Annotated in this window: 20 protein-coding genes; 14 read left to right on the plus strand and 6 right to left on the minus strand. The window is 52.9% G+C overall.

The window, feature by feature from the left end; all coding sequences use genetic code 11:
- Window positions 1–208: 208 nt before the first annotated feature.
- Window positions 209–1207 carry a nucleoid-associated protein gene (locus tag ACO5Z0_RS00105; RefSeq protein ID WP_485648694.1) on the minus strand — a complete coding sequence of 333 codons (999 nt, stop codon included), beginning with the start codon at window positions 1205–1207 and terminating at the stop codon, window positions 209–211.
- Window positions 1208–1442: 235 nt separating this feature from the next.
- On the opposite strand from ACO5Z0_RS00105, the gene ACO5Z0_RS00110 reads away from it, so the two are divergent.
- Window positions 1443–1931 carry a hypothetical protein gene (locus tag ACO5Z0_RS00110; RefSeq protein ID WP_442676578.1) on the plus strand — a complete coding sequence of 163 codons (489 nt, stop codon included), beginning with the start codon at window positions 1443–1445 and terminating at the stop codon, window positions 1929–1931.
- Window positions 1932–2289: 358 nt separating this feature from the next.
- Here the strand turns inward: ACO5Z0_RS00110 and ACO5Z0_RS00115 are convergent, their stop codons facing one another.
- The 3 genes from ACO5Z0_RS00115 to ACO5Z0_RS00125 all read right to left on the minus strand — a co-directional run bounded on the left by ACO5Z0_RS00115 (window position 2290) and on the right by ACO5Z0_RS00125 (window position 8577).
- Window positions 2290–2928 carry an HAD family hydrolase gene (locus ACO5Z0_RS00115; RefSeq protein WP_485648695.1) on the minus strand — a complete coding sequence of 213 codons (639 nt, stop codon included), beginning with the start codon at window positions 2926–2928 and terminating at the stop codon, window positions 2290–2292.
- Between the two features lie 16 nt (window positions 2929–2944).
- Entirely contained in the window at window positions 2945–4141 is a 1197-nt protein-coding gene (locus ACO5Z0_RS00120) for a DUF819 family protein (protein ID WP_485648696.1), read from the minus strand.
- Window positions 4142–4335: 194 nt separating this feature from the next.
- Window positions 4336–8577: an autotransporter subunit beta gene (locus ACO5Z0_RS00125; protein ID WP_485648697.1), complete on the minus strand. Its 4242-nt coding sequence runs from the start codon at window positions 8575–8577 to the stop codon at window positions 4336–4338.
- 245 nt (window positions 8578–8822) lie between these two features.
- Here ACO5Z0_RS00125 and ACO5Z0_RS00130 point away from each other — a divergent pair, with 245 nt between their 5' ends.
- The 5 genes from ACO5Z0_RS00130 (at window position 8823) to ACO5Z0_RS00150 (ending at window position 13493) form a co-directional block, all read left to right on the plus strand.
- The gene (locus ACO5Z0_RS00130) at window positions 8823–9953 is read left to right on the plus strand and encodes a D-alanyl-D-alanine carboxypeptidase family protein (protein WP_485648698.1); all 1131 of its coding nucleotides are present in this window, start codon (window positions 8823–8825) and stop codon (window positions 9951–9953) included.
- Between the two features lie 32 nt (window positions 9954–9985).
- Window positions 9986–10216: a type II toxin-antitoxin system antitoxin VapB gene (gene vapB, locus ACO5Z0_RS00135; protein ID WP_485648699.1), complete on the plus strand. Its 231-nt coding sequence runs from the start codon at window positions 9986–9988 to the stop codon at window positions 10214–10216.
- 37 nt (window positions 10217–10253) lie between these two features.
- Window positions 10254–11417, plus strand: a complete 1164-nt coding sequence (locus tag ACO5Z0_RS00140; protein ID WP_485648700.1) for a YibE/F family protein — start codon at window positions 10254–10256, stop codon at window positions 11415–11417.
- A gap of 11 nt (window positions 11418–11428) precedes the next feature.
- Window positions 11429–11860 carry a PaaI family thioesterase gene (locus ACO5Z0_RS00145; RefSeq protein ID WP_442673970.1) on the plus strand — a complete coding sequence of 144 codons (432 nt, stop codon included), beginning with the start codon at window positions 11429–11431 and terminating at the stop codon, window positions 11858–11860.
- 172 nt (window positions 11861–12032) lie between these two features.
- Entirely contained in the window at window positions 12033–13493 is a 1461-nt protein-coding gene (locus tag ACO5Z0_RS00150) for a nicotinate phosphoribosyltransferase (protein ID WP_485648701.1), read from the plus strand.
- 97 nt (window positions 13494–13590) lie between these two features.
- Here ACO5Z0_RS00150 and ACO5Z0_RS00155 read toward each other — a convergent pair whose 3' ends face one another.
- Window positions 13591–13962, minus strand: coding sequence for a hypothetical protein (locus tag ACO5Z0_RS00155; protein WP_485648702.1), 372 nt, complete (start codon window positions 13960–13962; stop codon window positions 13591–13593).
- A 320-nt stretch (window positions 13963–14282) separates the two neighbouring features.
- On the opposite strand from ACO5Z0_RS00155, the gene ACO5Z0_RS00160 reads away from it, so the two are divergent.
- The 8 genes from ACO5Z0_RS00160 (at window position 14283) to dhaM (ending at window position 19388) form a co-directional block, all read left to right on the plus strand.
- Window positions 14283–14432 (plus strand): hypothetical protein, encoded by a 150-nt coding sequence (locus tag ACO5Z0_RS00160; protein WP_442672563.1) that lies wholly within the window; start codon window positions 14283–14285, stop codon window positions 14430–14432.
- 26 nt (window positions 14433–14458) lie between these two features.
- Window positions 14459–14587: an aminoglycoside phosphotransferase gene (locus ACO5Z0_RS00165; RefSeq protein WP_485648703.1), complete on the plus strand. Its 129-nt coding sequence runs from the start codon at window positions 14459–14461 to the stop codon at window positions 14585–14587.
- 69 nt (window positions 14588–14656) lie between these two features.
- Window positions 14657–14983 (plus strand): hypothetical protein, encoded by a 327-nt coding sequence (locus ACO5Z0_RS00170; RefSeq protein ID WP_485648704.1) that lies wholly within the window; start codon window positions 14657–14659, stop codon window positions 14981–14983.
- Window positions 14984–14998: 15 nt separating this feature from the next.
- On the plus strand, window positions 14999–15655 hold the full coding sequence (locus ACO5Z0_RS00175; protein WP_485648705.1) for a D-sedoheptulose-7-phosphate isomerase: 657 nt from the start codon (window positions 14999–15001) through the stop codon (window positions 15653–15655).
- An 81-nt stretch (window positions 15656–15736) separates the two neighbouring features.
- On the plus strand, window positions 15737–17242 hold the full coding sequence (locus ACO5Z0_RS00180; protein ID WP_485648706.1) for a phosphohexomutase domain-containing protein: 1506 nt from the start codon (window positions 15737–15739) through the stop codon (window positions 17240–17242).
- 79 nt (window positions 17243–17321) lie between these two features.
- A complete protein-coding gene (gene dhaK, locus ACO5Z0_RS00185) occupies window positions 17322–18311 on the plus strand; it encodes a dihydroxyacetone kinase subunit DhaK (protein ID WP_485648707.1) in 990 nt (329 codons plus the stop codon).
- 56 nt (window positions 18312–18367) lie between these two features.
- A complete protein-coding gene (dhaL, locus tag ACO5Z0_RS00190) occupies window positions 18368–18988 on the plus strand; it encodes a dihydroxyacetone kinase subunit DhaL (protein ID WP_485648708.1) in 621 nt (206 codons plus the stop codon).
- Window positions 18989–19001: 13 nt separating this feature from the next.
- On the plus strand, window positions 19002–19388 hold the full coding sequence (gene dhaM, locus ACO5Z0_RS00195; RefSeq protein WP_485648709.1) for a dihydroxyacetone kinase phosphoryl donor subunit DhaM: 387 nt from the start codon (window positions 19002–19004) through the stop codon (window positions 19386–19388).
- Between the two features lie 108 nt (window positions 19389–19496).
- Here the strand turns inward: dhaM and gyrB are convergent, their stop codons facing one another.
- Entirely contained in the window at window positions 19497–21506 is a 2010-nt protein-coding gene (gene gyrB / locus ACO5Z0_RS00200; RefSeq protein WP_485648976.1) for a DNA topoisomerase (ATP-hydrolyzing) subunit B, read from the minus strand.
- Window positions 21507–21671: the final 165 nt, after the last annotated feature.

Raw genomic sequence — 21671 nt, forward strand, 5'->3', positions numbered from 1 at the left:
CAAACTCTGCCGCTGTCATCATCTTCAGCCGCGCCATACCAAAAATGCGTCATAGAGCATCCATGTCCTGCATACATACCATGCCGCAGTTCGAACAGGACACCGCCTCGAAACAGCGTACCGCTCCCCCATATTGCCGAAATCAATATATGAGTATCCGCCATCACGCGCATTTTGCATCATTCCCCCTTAGCAAAAACCGACGCCTTTACCCGCGATTGACGATGTTCTGTATCTGCTTGAGCGTGATAGAGATCGTGCCGTCCTCGCTCTGACGGAACTCGATGAAATCCGTATTGTCGAAATAATCCGTCGGGATCGTCAGCTCGATGCCCGTATCTGTCTTGAGCTTATGGATCTTCATCTTCTTTAGGACAGATTCCTTATCCATTTCCACGGGCGCAGCGAAACCGGCTTCTTGGATCGCCTGTTCGTAATCCGCCTGCATGGCGGGGCTTTCCTTGAACACCGCACGGCCGACTTCCAGGGGGTTCACCGCATCCTTTTCGGCAAGCTCGCCGGCGACGAAAGACTTGACGGCAGCTGCCGTCTCTATGGCGTCGCCGCCGTAGGCTTCCGCGATTTTCTTCGCCGTATCGCTCGCCTTTTTCAGCGCCTCGCGCGCCGACGGCGCTTGCCCGCACTCTAAGACAAGCTCGGGCAGGACGAAGATAGCGTTGCCGTCAATCGTATAGCGTCTGGCACGCACATGAACGGCGAGCGTCGATAGGTCGATGAAAGCGAACTCGTCCATGCTCGCCGAAGCGCTCGGCAAAAGGGAGCCGCAAGCACTAAGCTCCGCCGAAAGCCCGCCCTCCGTATCGACGACGGCGGGCGAAAAGCCTGCATGACTGCGGCAAAGAAATACGACAAGCTCACGCCGCTCATCTTCGTGCGCTTCAAGCACAAAGAGCAGCAGACTCGCCGCTCCCTCCGCATGAGAAAAAGCGCGCAGGAAAGATTCTGCCAGCACGCGCGAAAATGAGAGGAAGTCCTTCTCCCCCGCGAGATAAATCTCCATCTCCCTCTTACACTCGCTGTCCTCGTAAAACGTCCCCTCTTTCTTATCGGGGCTTTTGCGACTGCGCTCGATATGCGCGGCAAGATACGCCGAAGTCTCATCGGAAAGCGGCAGCTCCGCCGCCGAAAGAAGCGATGAACCTGCCGCATCAAGGATATGAAGCGCCGCCTTGTCAATGATAATCATATTGCACCGCCTATTGAAGAACGAACGCGAGATTTCTTCTTGTCCGCTTCCTATATATTTATTTATATTCTAGCAGAAAATCTTAACACCGCCTATAGAAAAAAGAAGGATTTTGCATACTCTGTGGGGAATTATACCAGAAGAGTTTTCGGCGCAGACCATCCTGCGCCGATGGAACGGCTGAAATTCATCGCATAGGAGAAACGGATTCCAAGGGACGGGAGAGATATATGCTATGGAAAAGGAGCACGTGACAACAGGCAGAAAGGTCTACCTGGGCAATCATTCCATTGAATATGAAGCGTTCATCGCCGAGCCGCGTCTGATCGAGGTCGATCCGATGGAGTGGCAAAAGCATCTGTCGGAGCAGGAACAGCGGCGCTTGAAGAAGGCGGAAGCGAAAGCACGCAGAAAGGCAGAGGCAGAAGAGGCGGCGCGGCGTGCGGAAGAAGAAGACCGCGCTCGCGCAGAAGAAGCGGCGGCTCGTGCGGCGGCAGGAGAAGCCGCGCCTGCCGAGGAGTCGCCGGAGGACATCGCTGCACGCATTGCAGGAGACCGGACGAAAGCGCAAGCGGATATCTTGGACATCGCCAAGCACACGGTCGAGGACGAGCCGCAGGCGGAGGACATCGCATCCCGCATCGAGCGTGAGCGGCGCGAGCGGCAAGCGGCGCTTCTCAATCTGGCAAAGCAGCAGCAGCAACTGGCGCAAAAACGCGGCTGACATGCAGGGAATATACAGAAAAATTCCCTGTTCTCCAAGAACTATCAGAAAATCTTGACAAATCAAAGTATTTCTTTTATAATGGAAGCAAGAAAAGGATGAAAAGGCGCCGGCGGATGAAGTGTCCGGCATACAGGCAGAGACGGCAAAAGAGTCTCCCTATACCGAGAAAGGAGGAGAATCCGATGGGACTGTAAGGTTCGCAGAATAGTCGGATGAAACTCGCATGGAAAAAGAATCACGCCTGAACGAATAACCGCCGCGCGAAAGCGCGGCGGTTATTCGTTCCTTGCCTAGGCTTCTGTAAAGGCGTGAGGACATATATACAGCGTGACGGCTGCATATATGTCCTGAAAGGTTACACAAGCAGTCCGCCAAGATTCTCCATGATCTTCACATGCGGCAGCATCTCAAAAACAGCCCGTTCCGTCGTACCCGTGAGCACGGCGGCGAAATCTACGCCTGCGGCACGCGCCGCTTCAGCATCAACCGTATTATCGCCCGTGTAGAGGACTTCGCTCTTCTTCGCATCAAAGCGGCGGCAAGCGGCAAGGATGCCTTCGGGCGACGGCTTGAATGTCTCAACATCCTCACAGCCGATGACAAAGTCGATGAGATGCGCCGCGTCATCGGCGAGAAATTTTTCCATGATGCGATGGCGCGTCTTTGTTGAAATAATGGCGATCTTTGCACCATCGTCGCGCAGCTTGTCAAGGAGCGGCAATGTCTGTGGGTAGAAATGCGTGTTCGGCGTCATTTTTTTATCGGCTTCCTCACGATAGCTCACGAGGAAGCGTTCACATTCCTTTGCATCCTCGATACCTGCGATGCGCCGAATCGCCTCAGCCATAGGAAGTCCGATTGTGCGGCGAATCACTTCGTCGGATACATCCTCGCAGCCAAATTTGCGAAGCGTCGCATGAAAGCAATCCGTAATGCCTTTTTCTGAATTTGCAAGCGTATAGTCGAAATCAAACAAATAATAGCGATACTTCATCCATGCACCTTCTCTTTCAAAGCAGCATTTTCAAAAAGCCGGCAAGCCATATACCGAGAGGCGTAGCAATGATGTGACCGATGATTGCCATGACGATGCCGATGGGAACCAAGGGACCGGAATATATGCTCGCCACGATCGGCGCCGACGCCGCGCCGCCAATATTCGCAATAGAGGATATGCACAAGGTGAACATATCGAGTTTGAATATGCGTGCGATCAGAAGCATGAGAAGCAAATGCGTGCCAAGGATGATAAATCCTGCAAGAACCCAAAGCGGCGCATCGCCAAATTGCAGAAGAGATGTACGCGAGGCGATGAGGGCAATGAGCAAGTAGAGCATCACATTCGCCACTTCCGAAGAGCCGGAGATGCGGCCGAGCGGAGAAAAGGCGGCGATGATCCCAAACAGCGCGATGAAGAGAATCGTCCAAATGGATTTCGTAAAAAACGGAAAAACGATATAGAGCAGCGGTCCAATATTCGCAGCGATGGCAGTGACGAGAAAAGCGGTGCCGAGAATCAGAAAAATATGGGGAAAGGAACTTTTCTCCTGCCGTTTTGCATCATCTTCCTGCAAATCCTGCGATACGGCATCAAGCTTCGTCGTATCCGCCTTATTCCAGCGATTGAAACGCGGAGCGAACGTGATGAGCCACAAAAGAGACAAAACCCAAATCGTATAGTTGATGGAATCGACAATAAACGCGCCGCTCATATCAATCTCAGGAATATTGAGCGTCGCCTGTATTTCGGCGATATTATCATAGCCGCCGATCCATGAACCCGAGAGCGCCCCCAGCGCCATCCAAGCGCTGCTGCCGAGCTGATCCTTCAGCAGCAGGAAAGCGACGACGATGCCTGCCATAATGGTAACGCTTGCCGAAAAGAACGCCAAGAGCATACGCGGTCCGATGCGAAAAATTTTTCGTACATCGCAGCGCAGCAGCATCGTAAAGATCATGCCATGCGTCAGTACAGGCGAAAGCTCTCGATAAATCGGCTTCGTCGCCGCCATATCCCATGCACCAAGCGTGCAAAACACCATAGATACGACATAGATGAGCACGACAGACGGCATAATGCGTAAGATTGCCCATTCCTTGGATTTTTCCATCATGACAAACAGCGACGAGAAAAACACAAGAACGGCGATATAAGTGAATCCGTCGGTAATGATGGGAATGCACCTCTCTTTTCCGCAGAATATCATGCTTTAAGGAAGCGCTGAATAATGAATCAGCGTTTCCTTATACACCATACCATAATAATACATATCAAAAAGAAAGGCAATGCTGCAAATGGCGCACAGATCACGCAAGGCTTTCAGCCGCCGTCAATGAAGTCTTTTCGCATATCGACGATAGCCCATGCTTTCTCACGATGCGCCGCACTCCTTTGCCTGAATCAGAACGCCCATTGGACAGATGCACCGCCGCTTAGCCCCCTGCGCTTTCCCTGCCAGCCATGAATGTGAAAGTCATAGCTGATGCGGCTGCTCTTCGGCAGAAGGCGATAGCCAAGCTCAAGCATATAACTGGAGCCTTTGAGACTCGGACTCGGAGCTGCGTCTCCGCCAATGTATGCGCCGGCTTCGCCGTCAAATTCATGCTCCCATGCAAGACCGGTGTAAAGCTCGCCCGACGGCTTCTTTTGACTATAGCGGAAGCCCAGCCGCAGACGATACGAGTTGACGTCAGCGAAGTCATAGACGTCGCCCGAGGAGAGTTTTACGGTCATGCCGTTTTGATGTGACCAGAAGCAGCGGGCGTAGACGTCGATGGAAGCGTCTTTTTTCCATGCAACGGTCTTGCCGATGCCGATATGGATGCCGTAATAGGTGTTCGAACCATCGTAACCGGCATTTGCTCCGTGGAGCTGATAGTCGCTCGAAGCGCTGCCGACGCGCGCGGATGCTTCGAGCCAAAGACCGTCCTCTTGCGTCAGCTTGCCGAGAACACCGCCGCCGAGGTAGCTGATCTTGCCGCTGCCATGCGTGCCGTCGTCCAGATAGGAATCGTATGTGCCGCGCCCGTATTCTACGAAGGGGCTGAAGAGAAGCTTCGATGCGCCTTGGATGAGGTATTCACGCGCCCAGCCTATGCCAAGACTCCACCCTTTAGAGTCAATGTAGGAGCCGCTCTCGACGCGCATGTTATTCGCTCCTGCGCCTGCCCAAAGCTGATAAGAGACGGCATTGGCGTTTGCTGTCTGGCGTTGGGCACGCTTTTCTGCGTTGCCTGCTTTCGTTGAATCGACGGCTGTATCGGATTTGCTCGATTTCACTGCATCGTTCGCATTTGCGCCGCTCATGCCGACGCTGACGGACATCTCAGCGGCGGCTATGCCGCTTTCGACGAGGTAGTCCGCGCCTTGATTGACGAAGTTTGCAAGACTGGCGCGCGTTTCGACGGGGGACTTCGCTTCTGCGGCAAGACCCGCCTGATGCACGGTAGCCTTGAGCAGATTCGGATGCTTTTGATCGGGCGCTACCTGAAGGGTGTAGTTATAGGCGATGCCGTCTTGCGCGGTCACTGCAACACCGTCGCCGAAGGCGATGCCGCCGCGCATGTTTTCCATGAGGGTGAACGAGTCGCCGGGACGGAGCTTCTTTGCATCGCCGCTGCGATAGAGGTGAAGGTTCATGTGCGAGAGGGTCTTGTCGCCGCCGCTGACGTTTGTGAGTTTGAGCAGAGTGTGCGCCGAACCGTCGGTCGGAGCATTTTCCATATAGAATCGAAGGTTTTGAATGCCGTTGAAATCCCCGATTTCCGACGTTTTCGTGCCGTAATAGACGGCGAGCGTATTATCCGTACCGCCTGCCGCACCGCCCGTGACGATGCCTTTGACGAGAGTGTTTTCCAAGTGAATGGTATTGCCGTTTGCAGTCGCGCCGCTGCCGCCGATGATGCTGCCTTCGACAGCGGCATTTCTCAGGCGGAGCACGTTGCCGTCCGCCGCTCTTCCTTTGCCGCCGACGATATTTCCTGCCTGCGCGTTGTCAATCACAACCTCGTTGTCCGTCGCTTTGCCGTCTGCGGCATCGGTATAGCCGCCGTAAATTGTGCCGTTGACGACGGCATTTTCTTTGACTGTGACGATATTTTTCGTACTGTTGCCGCGTTTTTCGGCTGCACTTTTGGAGCCTTTTCCCGTCGTCCAGCCGCCGTAGACGTTCGTGTATGCGCCCGTCGTGAGCGTGATCTTGTTGCCCGTCGTCGTGTTGCCCGCCTTGGAGATGCCGCCATAGGCGTCTGTGCCGGATACGACAGGGGTTGTCACGCCTGCAAATTGCCAGCCTTCGTAGGTGATGCTCGTGATCTTTGCGCCGGTCTTTACCACGTCGATATTTTGTTCTGTCGAGTCGGTAGTCTCAGATCGCAGCACGCCGTCGGCATGACCTGCAATGTTGATGCCGTTCTCGTTCTTCATGAGCGTGACTTTGCCGTGGGCGGCGCTGCCGCTCACTTCGATGTGGTCTTTGTCTGCGAGTGTTGTTTCACCATTCGATAAGGTCAGCATGGCTTTTCCTGCGGCTGCTGTATCCGCTTCGAATTTGAGTTTTTGAAAGCCCGCGATATTTTTCGCCGTATTCGTGCCTTTGACGTTCAAGGTATTGCCTGTGCCGTTTGCCGTGCCGCCCGTGATGACGCCTGTGGCGGTCGTGCGGTCGATGGCGACGGTGTTGCCGCTTGCAGCTCCGCCTCTGCCGCCGATGATATCGCCTGCGACAGTCGTACGGTCGAGGTGGAGGGTGTTGCTGTTTGCCGACGCGCCATTGCCGCCTACAACATCGCCTGTGACAGTCGTGCGCGTGAGTTTGACGGTGTTGCCGCTTGCGCTCGTCGCACCCGTGCCGCCTGTGACTGCACCTGCGGCGATGCTGCGGTCATCGCTGCCGATTTCCACCGTATTGCTCGAAGCCGCCGCGCCTGTGGATTTGCCGCCCGCAACTGCTCCGACATTTGCCATGACCTTGACTTTGTTGCCCACAGCGTCGCCCGCCGCCTGTCCGCCGACGACAGAGCTTCCGATCGCTTTTTCCACCGTGACGATGTTTTCCGTCGCTTTGCCGCCCCCAGCGTCGGTGAAGCCGCCGTAAACCGTGCCCGTCACCGTCGCCGTGCCGCTGACGGTGACGCTGTTTTTCTTGCTTGCGCCTTTGTCAGACGCTTCCGAGCCTGTGCCTGTCGTCCAGCCGCCATAGATATTCGTATGCGTTCCGGCTTGAACGGTGATCGCATTGTCTGTCGTCGTATTGCCGATCACGGAGCGGCCGCCCCATGTGTCTGTACCGTTGCTCTCGGCAGTCGCCGCACCTTTGAAGATCAAGCGCGAATAGAGAACCTTCCTGCCCGTCGCGTCCTTTTCCAGCGTGACCTCCGCCGTATCGCCCGTCTTGGTCACGGAATTGACGCCATCGCGCACGACGATGCCGCCCGACGTGTTGTTTTCGATCAGCGTGCCCGTCTTATGTTGCGGCGAGCCATAGACGGTGATGTCCTTGAGGCTCTTAAACTTCGTCCCCATCGAATCGCGCAGCGTGAGATGCGGCTGCAGCGTATCGGTAAAATAGAAGTTGACCTTGTCGAAATTGACGATGTTCTTCGCTCGTGCGCTCGCCTTGACATTGAGCGTATTGCCCGCATAGGATGCACGATTGCCGCCCGATGCGCCAAAGATGTACTTCGCGATCCGATAGCCCGCCTTCATCTCATTTTTCCCATCGCCGAGGTTGACGACGTTGCCCTTGATCTCGCTGACATTGCCGGCAGAATACGCAGCATAGACGTTGTTGTTCAGCTCGCCGCCCGTGATCGTGACGATATTCCCCGTCAGAGTGCCGCCGCGCCGCGTATAGCCGCCGTAGACATCCCCGTTGAAAACGCCGCCCGCGACAGTGACCTCGTTGTGCGTCACATTGCCCGTGGAATCCGCTTTTTCAAGCGAGCCGCCGCATACCGCTTTCTTCAGCGTGCCGCCCGTGATCGTGACCGTGTTGTGCGTCACATCTCCCGTGGCATGTGTGCCGCCGAAGACGCCGCCGTAGACCTTTCCCGCAATCGTCCCGCCTCGGATGACGACATGATTCTTATAAATATGCCCCGCCGCATTCGTGCTGTTGGAAAAGCCGCCGTAAAGAGCTTCCGTCTTGCCGCCCTTCACCTCGACGGTGTTTTCTTCCGCCGTGCCGCTGCGTCCGACGTAGCCGCCGACCAGCCATTCGGCGAGTGACATCGTCCCCGCATCGAAGTAGACTTTGTTGCCTTTGGCATGACCTATGCCCCATGCCGCGCCGCCATAGATCGAGGCGATCTCCGTCGTCGCGCCCTTGATGCGAATCGTATTGCCGTCGGCATTTCCCGTGCCTCGGGCAACGCCGCCAAAGACACTCAGCGTACCCTCTTGATACCGATCGACCGTCAGACTGTTGCCCGACGCATCCTCGCTGCCCGTCCCGACGCTTGCCGCGCTGTTCGGCGTCGCAGGATCATCGGGGTTCGGCACATTCCTCTGTGGCGGATGCGAGCTGTCGATCGTCACATCCGCCGCAGAAACATAGGATGATGGTATGAAGAACGCGCCGCCGCTCAACACAATGGAGACGAACAGCGCCAGAGATGGACACGAACTGTTCTTGTGAAACATGGATTCTCTCCTTCTAGGATTTCAGACTTAGTACTTTTATCGAAATTAGACGAATGATTCATTATAACAATTTATCCGCATTTAAGCAATATAAACAGCTTCGGAGCACACAAAAACGACGGCTGCGGCACTGTTTTTGTTGCACGATATGATATAATAAAAAAACACCATGTATTCTAAAGAACGCAATTATTTTTCTTGCTTTTCCAACACTCCCTTGAAAAGGCAAAACAGGAGGCTTTTTCTTGCATTTTCAACGAATCTTTTTTCTCTGCTCGCTTTTCTTCCTGCTCATTGCAGCAAGGGCAAGCGCAGCAGAAAACATACAGCTCACGGCGGCTTCGGCGATTCTCATCGAGGCTTCGACAGGGCGCGTGCTCTTCGAGAAAGCGGCGGATGCGCCGCGCTTTCCCGCAAGCACGACGAAAATGATGACGTGCGTGCTCGCCATCGAGGAGGGCGACCTGTCCTCCATCATCACGGTAAGCCGCACGGCGGCAGAAACAGAAGATACGGAAATCGGCGCAGGCGATCGCTTCGTGCTCGCCGAGCTTGTCGCCGAAATGATGCTGCGATCAGACAACGGCGCTTCCGTCGCCATCGCCGAGGATCTCGCCGGTTCTGTCGATGCCTTCGCCGCACACATGAACGAGAAAGCAAAAACGATCGGCGCAAAGGACACGCATTTCGTGAATCCGAACGGTCTGCCGGACAAGGCGCATATCTCGACAGCGCACGACATCGCATACATCGCCGCCTACGGCATGAAGAATCCGAAATTTCGCTCCTTCGTCGGCGCAAATGAACGTGAGATTACCTGGGTCACACCCGAAAAGAAACGCGCCTTGATGACGAACACAAACCGTCTTCTCGGGACTTACGAGGGTGCGACGGGCATCAAGACGGGCTACACAGATGCGGCAGGCGGCTGTCTCGCGGCGTCGGCGCGGCGCGGCGGCGTCGAACTGATCGCCGTCGTCCTGGGTGCGGCAGACGAGAACGTGCGCTTTGCCGAAGCCGTAAAACTGCTCGACATGGGCTTTCGCCGCGTGAAAGCTGCGCCTGCCTATACCAAAACAGATCTCATGCAGAAGGTCTGGGTCAAGGGCGGCAAAGAAGGCCGTCTCGCCGTCTACCCGGCAGAAGATCTGCGCCTGCCGCTCGTTGACGGCGAAGCCGAAGAAAACTATCGCCTGACCTATGATCTGCCGCGTGTCATCGGCGCTGGCATCACAGAGGGCGAACGCATCGGCGATCTCGTCGTCTATCACGGCGGCAAAGAGCTCACGCGTATCCCTCTGCTCGCCGAAAAGAGCATAGCCAGAGGCTGGAGCTTGGAGGGTCTTTGGGCGTATGTCATCGGACTGTTTGCGTGAGAGGTATTATTACTATGCAAGAGGTGTTTTCTATGGAAACAGCAAAATTATTCCGAAATGGGCAAAACCAAGCCGTTCGCTTACCCCCAAGATTCCGTTTCAACGGCGATGAAGTATTCATTCAACAGCTCGGTGAGGCTGTTCTCCTTGTCCCAAAGAATGATGTCTGGAAAACTTTTCTCAATGGTATTCACAGCTTCTCCGAGGATTTTTTTGAACATGGCAGAGATGTAGAAATCATTTCACCGAGGGAAGTCCTATGAGGTATATGCTAGATACCAACATCCTTAGGAGACCACTATGAAAATCCAACCGCAGCCGCGCCGTTTAAGCGCATTTCTTGCCTTTTGCTTTTTCCTTTCCCTCGCCGTTTACGGGCTTTTCCACCTGCCGGGCGGCGAAGGAGACGATCCGCCGACGTACAAGGCGCAGATCCTCGCTGTCGAAAAAAGTGCGAACGATATGGAAAAATTCGCACCGGGCAGCGAAAAATATTATGTGACGGTTCGCCTAGACTCCGGTCCCAGCGAAGGCGAAGAAGCACGCATCGTCCATCGCACACTCAACAATCCTGCGTTTGACATCCATCCGAAGGAGGGCGAGAGCATCCTCGTGCGCGAAGAGCACGGAACCTACGCCATCGTCGATTACGACCGTCTGCCCGGCGTTCTCTGGCTGCTCTTGGGATTTGCGCTCGTCTTGATCCTCTTCGGCGGTGTAACAGGGCTAAAGGCGCTCTGCGTGCTGCTCTTCGCCGTCTTTCTCATCGCCAAGGGACTCATATCGCTGATCCTCTTCTCGCCGACGCACATTCTGCTCTGGACGTTTCTCATCGGCTCCGCTATCACACTCAGCACACAGCTCGTGGTCAACGGCGTCAATATGAAGTCGGCAGGCGCGATCATCGGCACGATCGGCGGCATCCTCGTCGCAGGGCTGCTCGCACTCCTTGCGATCCACTTCACCTATCTGACAGGCATCGCCGAGGAGCACGCGGGGATGCTCAAGGTACTGTATCTGAAGGATGTCGACTTTCGCGAGCTGCTCTTTTCCGGCATCGTCCTCGGCGCACTCGGCGCGGTCATGGACGTCGCCGTGTCCATCGCGTCCGCGCAGTGCGAGATGAAAAACCTCGCGCCCAAGACATCGTTCACCGTGCTCGTCGCTTCGGGGCTTGCCGTCGGGCGCGACGTCATGGGCACGATGGCGAACACGCTCGTACTCGCCTACATCGGCGGCGCACTGCCTCTGATGCTGCTGCTCTTCTCGCAGCCGAACCTCTCCTTCGTCCACATCGCGAACCTCGACATGATCGCAACGGAGATCGTCCGTTCACTCATCGGCAGCATCGGACTGCTCTTCGCCATACCCATCACGGCATATGCGACCGCGTTCCTCGTGACGCGCCCCGCATCAAAAAAACGTCGCTCTTCAAAAAATAAGGAGACGCTTGAGGAAAAATAAGGAGGCTTCTTATGGATTTCCCTTTGACACAAAGACAACAGGAGATCATTCGGTTTTACCACCTCAATCCGTTCATCGAATACCTGCACGCAGGCGTCGTGCCGAAAAACGACGGCACGGTCGAGCTTCGGCTGACGATCGAGCCGGAGCATACGAACCTCTACAACATCGTGCATGGCGGCGTTCTGATGACGCTCGCCGACACGGCGATGGGCGCCGCCGCGCTCGCGCGAAACAAGAAGGTCGTGACGATGTCGCTCTCAATGGACTTCATGCACGCCGTACCGCTCGCCAAAACGATCATCGCGACGGGCGTCTGTCTGCACGACGGCAAGCACGCGATGACCTTGGAGAGTGAGATCAAGGACGAGGACGGCAAGATCTACGCCAAGGGACACGGCACGTTCTATGTACTCGGCAAATTCCTGGAGGACGAAGACTGACCTCTACTTTTAAGGAACGACGCTGTTTCCCCGATAAAGGAATATAGAAATCCCTGATAAATTCAGCACTTCCTTGAGAAACCGTCGAGCAAGTCGGCGGTTTCTCCCGTTTTCGTCGACAAGAAGCGACCGATTGCCGCTCCTGCGGTATCGAACAGAAAGGACAATCTCAATGGCACAGTTTGAATCGCGCAACATCACGATGATGATGGATCTCTACGAGCTGACGATGGCGTACGGCTATTTCCGCGAGGGCGAGGAGGCTAGGAAAGCACGCGCCTCCTTCGATGTCTTCTTCCGCCGCCACCCCGACGGCGGCGGCTTTTCCATCTTCGCGGGGCTTGAGCAGATCGTCGAATACATCGAGGCGATGCACTTTTCCACTGCTGACATCGACTACCTGCGCTCGCTCTCGCTCTTCGACGAAGACTTCCTCGACTACCTCGCGCACTACCGCTTCACGGGCGACATCCGCGCTTTCCGCGAGGGCACGATCATGTACCCCGAAGAGCCGATCCTCACCGTGACCGCGCCCATCATCGACGCACAGCTCGTCGAGACGGCGCTCCTCGCCGAGATCAACCACCAGTCGCTCATCGCGACGAAGACGCGCCGCATCGTGCGAGCGGCAGGCGGGCGCATCGTCTCCGACTTCGGCGCACGCCGCGCACACAACGTCGACGCCGCCGTCTATGGCGCACGCGCCGCCTACATCGGCGGCGCGGCATCGACGGCAACGGTGCTCGCGGGCCAGCTCTTCGGCATCCCCGTCAGCGGCACGATGGCGCACAGCTGGGTCATGTACTATGACGACGAATACACGGCATTCAAGAAGTATGCCGAGACGTACCCCGACAACGCCGTCTTCCTCGTCGATACCTACGATGTCATACACTCCGGCGTGCCGAACGCCATCCGTGTCGCCAAAGACGTGCTCGCACCACTTGGAAAACGGCTCAAAGGCGTGCGCATCGACTCGGGCGACCTCGCCTATCTATCCAAGCGTGTGCGCATCATGCTCGACGACGCCGATCTCTCCGACTGCAAAATCATCGCCTCGAACAGTCTCGACGAATACACGATCTCCTCGATCCTCAACGCGCAAGGCGGCAAGATTGACGCATTCGGCGTCGGTGAAAGGCTCATCACATCGAAAAGCGAGCCGGTATTCGGCGCCGTCTATAAACTCGCCTCCGTAGAAAAAGACGGCAAAACTCTGCCAAAAATCAAAGTGTCCGAAACCGTCGAAAAAATCACAAACCCCGGACAAAAAAAAGTCTATCGTATCTATGACGAAGAAGGGCACGCCATCGCCGACCTGCTGACACTTGCCGACGAAACGCCCGACATGACGAAGCCCTATCGCTACATCGACCCCAAAAAGCCGTGGAAGCACCGCTTCTTCACGAACTGCACGGCGCACGAACTGCAAGAAGACGTCATCAAGGACGGCAAATGCGTGTCAAAGCAACCGTCGCTCGAAAACATCCGCGCCTACGTCAAGGAACAACTGGAAAAAGAAATCTGGCAGGAAGAACAGCGCTTCGAAAACCCACACACGCACTATCTCGACATGAGTCCCGCCTACTACGAAATGAAGCTCAAACTGCTGAACGAAATGCAGCAGTATTAAACGCCGAAAGGTATCCAGCAAAAAGCCCCATACACCCGATAAATGTCGAGTGCATGGGGCTTTCCCTATTTTCAAAGAAATGCTTGCAGCATCCCCCTCACAAAGAACCATCACGGCGCAGCATCAAACTGCCATCGAGGAATATATAATCGTTTTCATCACCAAAAATTCGCCAATCCATCTGCAGTTTGCGCTCACCCTCTGCTTCAAGAACCCAGAAAACTGTCGTGCCCATGGTCGTGCGATCGACGAGATCCTCGTAATTCATGATCTCACAGCCGTTGATCTTTCGCCCCTTGATCTCCAGCACGAGATGCCCTTTCGGATTGAGCCAATCCCCCTGCAAAAGCTTCAAACGAGTCTCCATACCGCCCGTCTGCGGCGCCGTAGGCAGCTGCGGAGCCGCCCCCGCTAAAGCCATCGGAAGCAGCAGCAAAGTACAGAAGATAAACAAAAACACTTTTCGCATGATTCGTCCCTCCCAACATCGTATGGATTCCTAAGGACTTCTTACTATCTGAATTCTCTAAAAAAATATTTTTCCCTGCTTTAAAAATATTTTTTTCTGATCGTTTTGATAAATTATCTACTTGCCTTTTACTTAAACACCTCCATCTGCCCTTCGAGCTTGACTTCTTGGACTTTCATAGTAAGCTGCGCACACAAACGTCTACTTCGTAGACATTGTGCCTCGCCCTTAATGAAAGTTACCCAATCAGTCGGCGCCCTTCGGGCTTGACTTCTTGGACTTTCATAGTACAATAGAAGGAGTAAAGGTGGCTGGTCAAAATGAATAAAGAGGATTTTGAAGAGATGGATCTGGAGACTCAAGAAATCCTGGACAAGCTCTCTCCTGCGCCTGAAAAGCTGCAGGAAGAGGGCTGGGATAGTCGTGCCCAACAGCAAATTCTGCTGGAGAAAAACGGACACGGCGTATGAGTCTTTCCGACGAAACGCGGGAAAAGTTGCAGAATCAAATCGATGCTCTCAAGAAACGTATGCTTTACGATGCGAATGATCTCGATTACGAAACGCATCTGCATCTGGTTCGCACCCTGCAAAAAGTGCTCGACCATGAGAAACAAAAGCCTTGAGAGATCCCTTTGCTTTCTGCAGATTTTCTTCCGTAAGAAGAGTAAAAAGATAAGCGGTGAACCAGAATTATGTACAGGAAATTCAGTCAGTGGAAAAAAAAGATCATTATTGCTTTCATGATAGGAGCCATTGCCAACAGCATGGCTCCTATCTTTGCCAGTGTGGAAACTCCCCCGGCTATTTCTGTCGCTCAGGCAGCTTCTTGCCCTTCGCCGACGAAACGCTATCAGGAAGCGTCAAAAGACAGCGATGATAGATCCAAGGAAGCAGCGAAAACAAAAGACAGCATCGCCGATAATATTTTCCAATCAGCTTGGAAGATTCTGCTCATGATCGCTGTCGTCTTCGCCGCAAGAATCGGCTGGAAGCATCAGCAACGGAAACAAAATAAATAAGAAGGAAGGATTTTTATGGCAAAAGAAAAAACACTTGCCGTCATCGACCATTTGATCGAGCGGTATCCCGTACTCAGCTCCATGAAAGAACCTCTGATAACCACAGTCGATACGATCATCGATTGCTATGCGAAGGGAGGAAAACTTCTGATATGCGGCAACGGCGGCAGTGCAGCGGACGCCGAGCATATCACAGGCGAACTGATGAAGGGATTCTTGCTGCCGCGCCGCTTAGGTGAAGATAAAAAGCAGCAGCTTATGGAAACATGCCCGGAAGATGCAGCGTATCTTATCGAAAATTTGCAGGAAGCTCTGCCTGCGATCTCTCTCGTCAATCAGATCGCTCTCGGCACAGCATTCGCCAATGACCAAGCGCCCGACCTCGTATTTGCTCAACAAGTATTCGGGCTTGGGAAAAAAGGCGACATTCTTTTTGCCATCAGTACATCCGGCAATTCACAAAACGTCCTCTACGCCGCACAAGTCGCACGTTCTTTCGGCATCTCCGTGATCTCTCTGACCGGTGCAGGAGGAGGAAAGCTGCGTTCTTTGACGGACATCCTTCTCGCTGTTCCCGACAAGGAAACCTACCGCATACAGGAGCTCCATCTTCCCATTTATCATGCACTCTGCATAGCCGCAGAACAAGAATTTTTTGGCTATACTGAATAAAGGAATAGAATAACTATGACAAATATTTAAGCGATTATGGTATAATATGCTTAAATAAGAAACTGCCGTGGAGGAATCGCAATGATTGATGAAAAGCAACTGATGAAATTGCAAAATGGCAGCGACATACGCGGTACGGCTGTCGCCGGCATAGCAGATGAACCTGTCAATCTCACGCAAGAAGCTGTGCGCTGCATCACCGGCGGCTTTTTGGATTTTCTCACAGAAAAAAACGGCAAGCCCGTGACGGAATTGACCATCGCCGTCGGACACGACTCGCGCATCTCTGCCCCCGACTTGAAGCGCGCTGTACTTTCCGCCATTCTTTCACGCGGAGCGAAAGCGATCGACTGCGGTCTCTCTTCTACGCCTGCGATGTTCATGTCCATTCTCTTTGACGAAACGAAAGCAGACGCCTCCATCATGATCACAGCAAGCCACTTGCCTTACAACCGCAATGGCATGAAGTTTTTCACAGAACGGGGAGGCTTAGAAGCAAGCGACATCAAGAAAGTGCTTTCTTATGCCGCAAAAAATCGCGTGCCAGCTTCCAATGAAAAAAAAGCTGCATCCTTCGATCTCCTATCCGTTTATGCTTCTCATCTGCGAAAAAAAATCTGCGAAGAGCTTTCCGCTGCGCCTGAAGACAAGCCCCTTGCGGGTATGCACATCGTAATCGATGCAGGAAATGGCAGCGGCGGTTTTTTCGCCTCCAAAGTGCTGGCACTGCTTGGCGCAGACACTACAGGAAGCCGCTACTTAGAGCCAGACGGCATGTTCCCGAACCATATTCCAAATCCTGAAAACAAAGAAGCAATGGCAGCGATAAAGGAAGCCGTTCTGGAAAATCACGCCGACCTTGGCTTAATTTTTGATACCGATGTTGATCGCATGAGCGCCGTCCTTCCCACAGGAGAAGAGATCAACCGCAACGCTCTCATCGCCATGATGGCGGCTATACTGGCGCCCGATTATCCAAATGCAACGATCGTCACAGATTCCGTCACCTCAGATGAACTCACCTGCTTCTTAGAAAACGAACTTCATCTTCACCATCACCGCTTCAAGCGCGGCTACAAAAATGTCATCAACGAATGTATTCGTCTGAACGAAGAAGGAACGATATCACCACTCGCTATTGAAACATCCGGGCACGGAGCGCTGTCGGAGAACCATTACTTAGACGACGGCGCCTATCTCGCGGTGAAACTCCTCATCGCCGCCACAAAAGCAAAAAAGGAAGGGCGCACGCTTCAATCTCTCATTGAAAGACTCGCACATCCTTTGGAAAGTTCCGAATACCGATTAAAAATCAAAGGCGTCGAAGATGCCAAGGACTATGCCGGCGAAGTCTTAAACGCCTTTGCTGCACGCGCCAAAGAAAGCGGAATCAAAATTGCCGAGCCTTCATACGAAGGTGTTCGACTTATATTTCCGCAGGGTTGGGCGCTCTTGCGCATGTCGCTGCACGATCCCAACATGCCGCTGAATATCGAAAGCCGAGAAAAAGGCGGTACAGACATCATAGCCAAAAAAGTGAAGACTTTGCTCAGCAACCTTACTTCACTTGATCTAAGTGTACTTTAGGAAAATAAACGCATGACAGCACAGGAAGTTATTTTCCATCCGTTAATTTTTTTCATCAAATCCAGAAAGGGGTATACGCATGAAAAAACTCATCAACAAAGTAGAAGATGTCGAGCGTGAAATGATCGAAGGTCTTGCCAAGGCAGCGCCAAAAAAACTCAAAAAACTCCCTGAAGGAAACATCGTCGTACGCGCTCAAAAAAAGCAGGGCAAAGTCGCGCTCGTCTCCGGCGGCGGCAGCGGTCATGAGCCTGCACACGGCGGCTACGTCGGTGAAGGTATGCTCGACTGCGCCATAGCGGGCGCCGTATTTACTTCTCCAACCCCCGATCAGATTTACGAAGGAATCAAAGCTGTTGCAACCGAAGCCGGCGTCCTCTCCGTCGTGAAGAACTATACGGGTGATGTCCTGAACTTCGAAATGGCGATCGACATGGCAAAGGACGAAGGAATCAAAGCCGACTATGTAATCGTAAATGACGACGTAGCCGTAAAAGACAGTCTCTATACGACAGGCAGACGAGGCGTCGCCGGTACGCTGCTCGTACACAAGATTGCAGGTGCTTGCGCCGAGGAGGGCGCCGCTCTTTCGGAAGTCAAAAAATGTGCCGAAAATGTCATCAAGAATGTCCGCTCTATGGGCATGGCGATCTCTCCCTGCACAGTTCCCGCCGCCGGAAAACATGGTTTCACGTTGGCGGAAGATGAAATTGAGATCGGAATCGGCATTCATGGCGAGCCTGGCACGAGCCGTGAAAAGATCCTCTCTGCCAATGAAGCAGCAAAAAAGCTCCTTGATACCATTCTCTCTGACATCGATTACAGCGGCAGAGAAGTCGTCGTTCTCATCAACGGCATGGGATCCACACCTCTCATGGAACTTTACATCATAAACAATTTCGTACAGGATTATTTAAAAGAGAAGGGAATCATCGTATACGACACAATGGTCGGAAACTTCATGACCGCCATCGAAATGGCAGGTTTTTCTTTGACCCTTTTGCGCTTGGACGACGACATGAAACGCTTCTATGATGCCAAAGCGGATACGCTTGCTTGGAAGAAATAAATCACATGTAAAGAAAAAATTTCTGTGTATATTTCTATTGGACGAGGGATCAGTATATGAATACAAAAAAGCTACTGGAAATCATGAAGGCGATCTCTGAAAAGATCGAAGAGGAAAAAGATACTTTGACTGAACTCGACAACGCCATCGGTGATGGTGACCACGGCATCAACATGGCACGCGGTGCAAAAGCCGTAATGGAAAAAATTCCTTTGCTCATAACAAAGGACAGCGGCGCTATCTTCAAAGGCATCGGCATGGCGATCGTATCAAGCGTTGGCGGCGCTTCCGGCGCACTCTACGGCACGGCGTTCATGAAAGCCGGCGATGTACTCAAAGGTAAAATGGAGCTTTCACCGGAAGATTTTCTCGCAGCATTTTCCGCATCTGTCACAGGAATAAAGACGCGCGGCAAATCAACGATCGGCGAAAAAACCATGCTCGATGCTCTCTGCCCCGCCGAACGCGCCATGCGCGAAGCCATACAAGCGAAGAAAAGCCTCAAAGACGCCTTGCTCGCTGCCGCAGACGAAGCAGAAAAGGGCGCCGAACGCACAAAAGATCTCATCGCTACAAAAGGACGCGCAAGCTATCTTGGAGAGCGCAGCCTTGGACATCGAGACCCCGGCGCTGTATCTTCCTCTTTCATGCTGCGCGCTATGGCAGACACATTGTAAGGAGGACAGCATCATGTTCAGTATCGTAATCGTTTCCCATAGCCAAAAACTTGCCGAAGGTATTGTCGAAGTTGCAAAAATGATGGCACACAACGTAACGGTCATTGCTGCCGGAGGCAAAGAAAATGGCGAACTGGGCACAAGCTATGAGAAAATTGCCGCCGCTATTAATGAAGTATACACAGATGACGGCACAGCCATCCTCATGGATATGGGAAGCGCTGTCATGACGGCAGAGATTGTCTTAGAAAGCATGGGTGAACGGCGTTTGAAACTCATCGATGCTCCCATCGTCGAAGGCGCCATCCTCGCTGCCATTGAAGCCGCCGCAGAAACATCTCTCGAAGATCTGCCGGAAAAAATGCAGCAGGCACGCGATATGCGAAAGATCGAAGAATAAATTCCCCAATATCGGCAACAACATCCTTTTCCAAACAGAATAGAAGAAAAAGAATAGACGGTCGCCTGAAATTGAATCTTCAAACGACCGTCTATTCTTTTATTTTATTTAGATATCGAGATTACGCACATGCTTGGCATGTTCTTCGATGAATTGACGGCGCGGCTCCACTTTGTCTCCCATGAGGATCGTGAAGAGTTCATCGGCTTCTTCCGCGTCCTCCATACGGACTTGAAGCATCGTCCGACCTTCAGGATCCATCGTCGTTTCCCAAAGCTGCTCGGGATTCATCTCACCAAGCCCCTTATAGCGCTGCACAGTGGCATTATCACGCCCGACTTCATTAAGTTTCTGCGTAAGTTCGTCGTCGCTATAGGTATACCAATGCTTCTTTCCCTTGCGTATGAGGTAGAGAGGCGGCTGAGCAATATAGACGTGACCGCGCTCAATGAGTGGCTTCATATAGCGATAGAAGAAAGTTAAGAGAAGCGTACGTATATGTGAACCGTCAACATCAGCATCGGTCATAATAATAATCTTGCCATAACGGCGTTTCGCGATATCGAAGTCATCGCTGATTCCCGTTCCGAAAGCCGTGATCATTGTGCGGATCTCCGCATTGGCAAAAATTTTATCAAGACGCGCTTTCTCGACATTTAAGATCTTGCCTCGCAAAGGGAGAATCGCCTGGAAGCGACGATCTCGTCCCTGCTTCGCCGAACCGCCGGCACTGTCACCCTCGACAAGGTAAATTTCCGCCTGCTCGGGATCTTTAATTGAGCAGTCTGCAAGCTTTCCAGGAAGGCTCGACACCTCAAGAGCATTCTTACGACGTGTAAGCTCTCGTGCTTTTCTCGCTGCCTCTCTTGCACGCGACGCCATAATCGCTTTCTCTATGACCTTTTTCGTGATCACAGGGTTTTCCTCAAAATACTCTGTAAGTCCCTCAGTGACGATAGAATCAACAATGCCGCGCACTTCGGAATTTCCGAGCTTTGTCTTTGTTTGTCCCTCGAACTGCGGTTCGTGAATCTTAAGACTGATGACGCACGTCAAACCCTCGCGCACATCTTCGCCCGAGAGATTACCGTCCTTGTCTTTCAAGATTCCTTGCTTACGCGCAAAATCATTCGCTGCACGCGTCAGAGCAATCTTAAATCCCGCAAGATGCGTGCCGCCTTCCTCGGTATTGATATTATTGACAAAGCTGTAGATATTCTCCATGTAGCTGTCGTTGTACTGCATAGCGATTTCTACAACGGTATCATCTTTGATACCATTAAAATAAATTGGCGTCTGGTTGATGATTTCCTTTTTCCGGTTCAAATGCTCGACGAAGGAACGAATGCCTCCCTCATAATAGTACGACTCTTCACGCCCTTCACCGCGCTTGTCCCTGAGATTGATCGTGATGCCTTGATTCAAGAAAGCAAGCTCCCGCAGGCGATGCTTCAACGTATCGAAGCTGTACTGTGTCACGGTGAATATCTCGGGATCCGGGACAAAATGCACTTTTGTCCCCGTCTTTTCCGTCTCACCAACGACCTTCAAAGAAGAAGCCGTCACACCATGTTCAAAGCGTATGCTGTGAATCTTACCATCGCGCTTGACCTCGACATCCATCGAAGTCGAAAGTGCATTAACGACAGAAACGCCGACGCCGTGCAGACCGCCCGATACTTTATAACCTTCGCCGCCGAACTTGCCGCCGGCATGAAGTACGGTCAAGACAACTTCAACGGCAGGCTTTCCGCTTTCATGCATATCGACAGGAATTCCGCGCCCGTTATCTACGACGGTGATGCTGTTATCCTCTTCGATCGTCACGTCAATATGGTCGCAGTAGCCCGCAAGCGCCTCATCAATCGAGTTGTCAACAACCTCATAGACGAGATGATGCAAACCTCGCTCCGACGTGCTGCCGATATACATGCCCGGACGCTTTCTTACTGCCTCTAATCCTTCAAGTATCTGTATCTGATCAGCTCCATAGTCACCATCGACTGTCGTGACATCCGCACTGTCCATATCCGTATGAATTTCGACGTTCTTCAAATCGAGATCATCATCACGCACTTCTTCCGCAAATTTCGTCGCTTCTTCCTCCGCTGCATCCATCAGAGCACGATTCAGCGCCTCATCGAGCGCATTGTTCTTCTTTTCCTTCCACTTTGTCAACGGTATCATTCCTCCATCATTTATTCAAATTCTATGATAAACTACACACAAATATCCACTTCATGGACATTATACGCCGCCCTTACAGAAACCTAACCAATCAGT

This window comes from Selenomonas sp. (genome assembly GCF_057272215.1).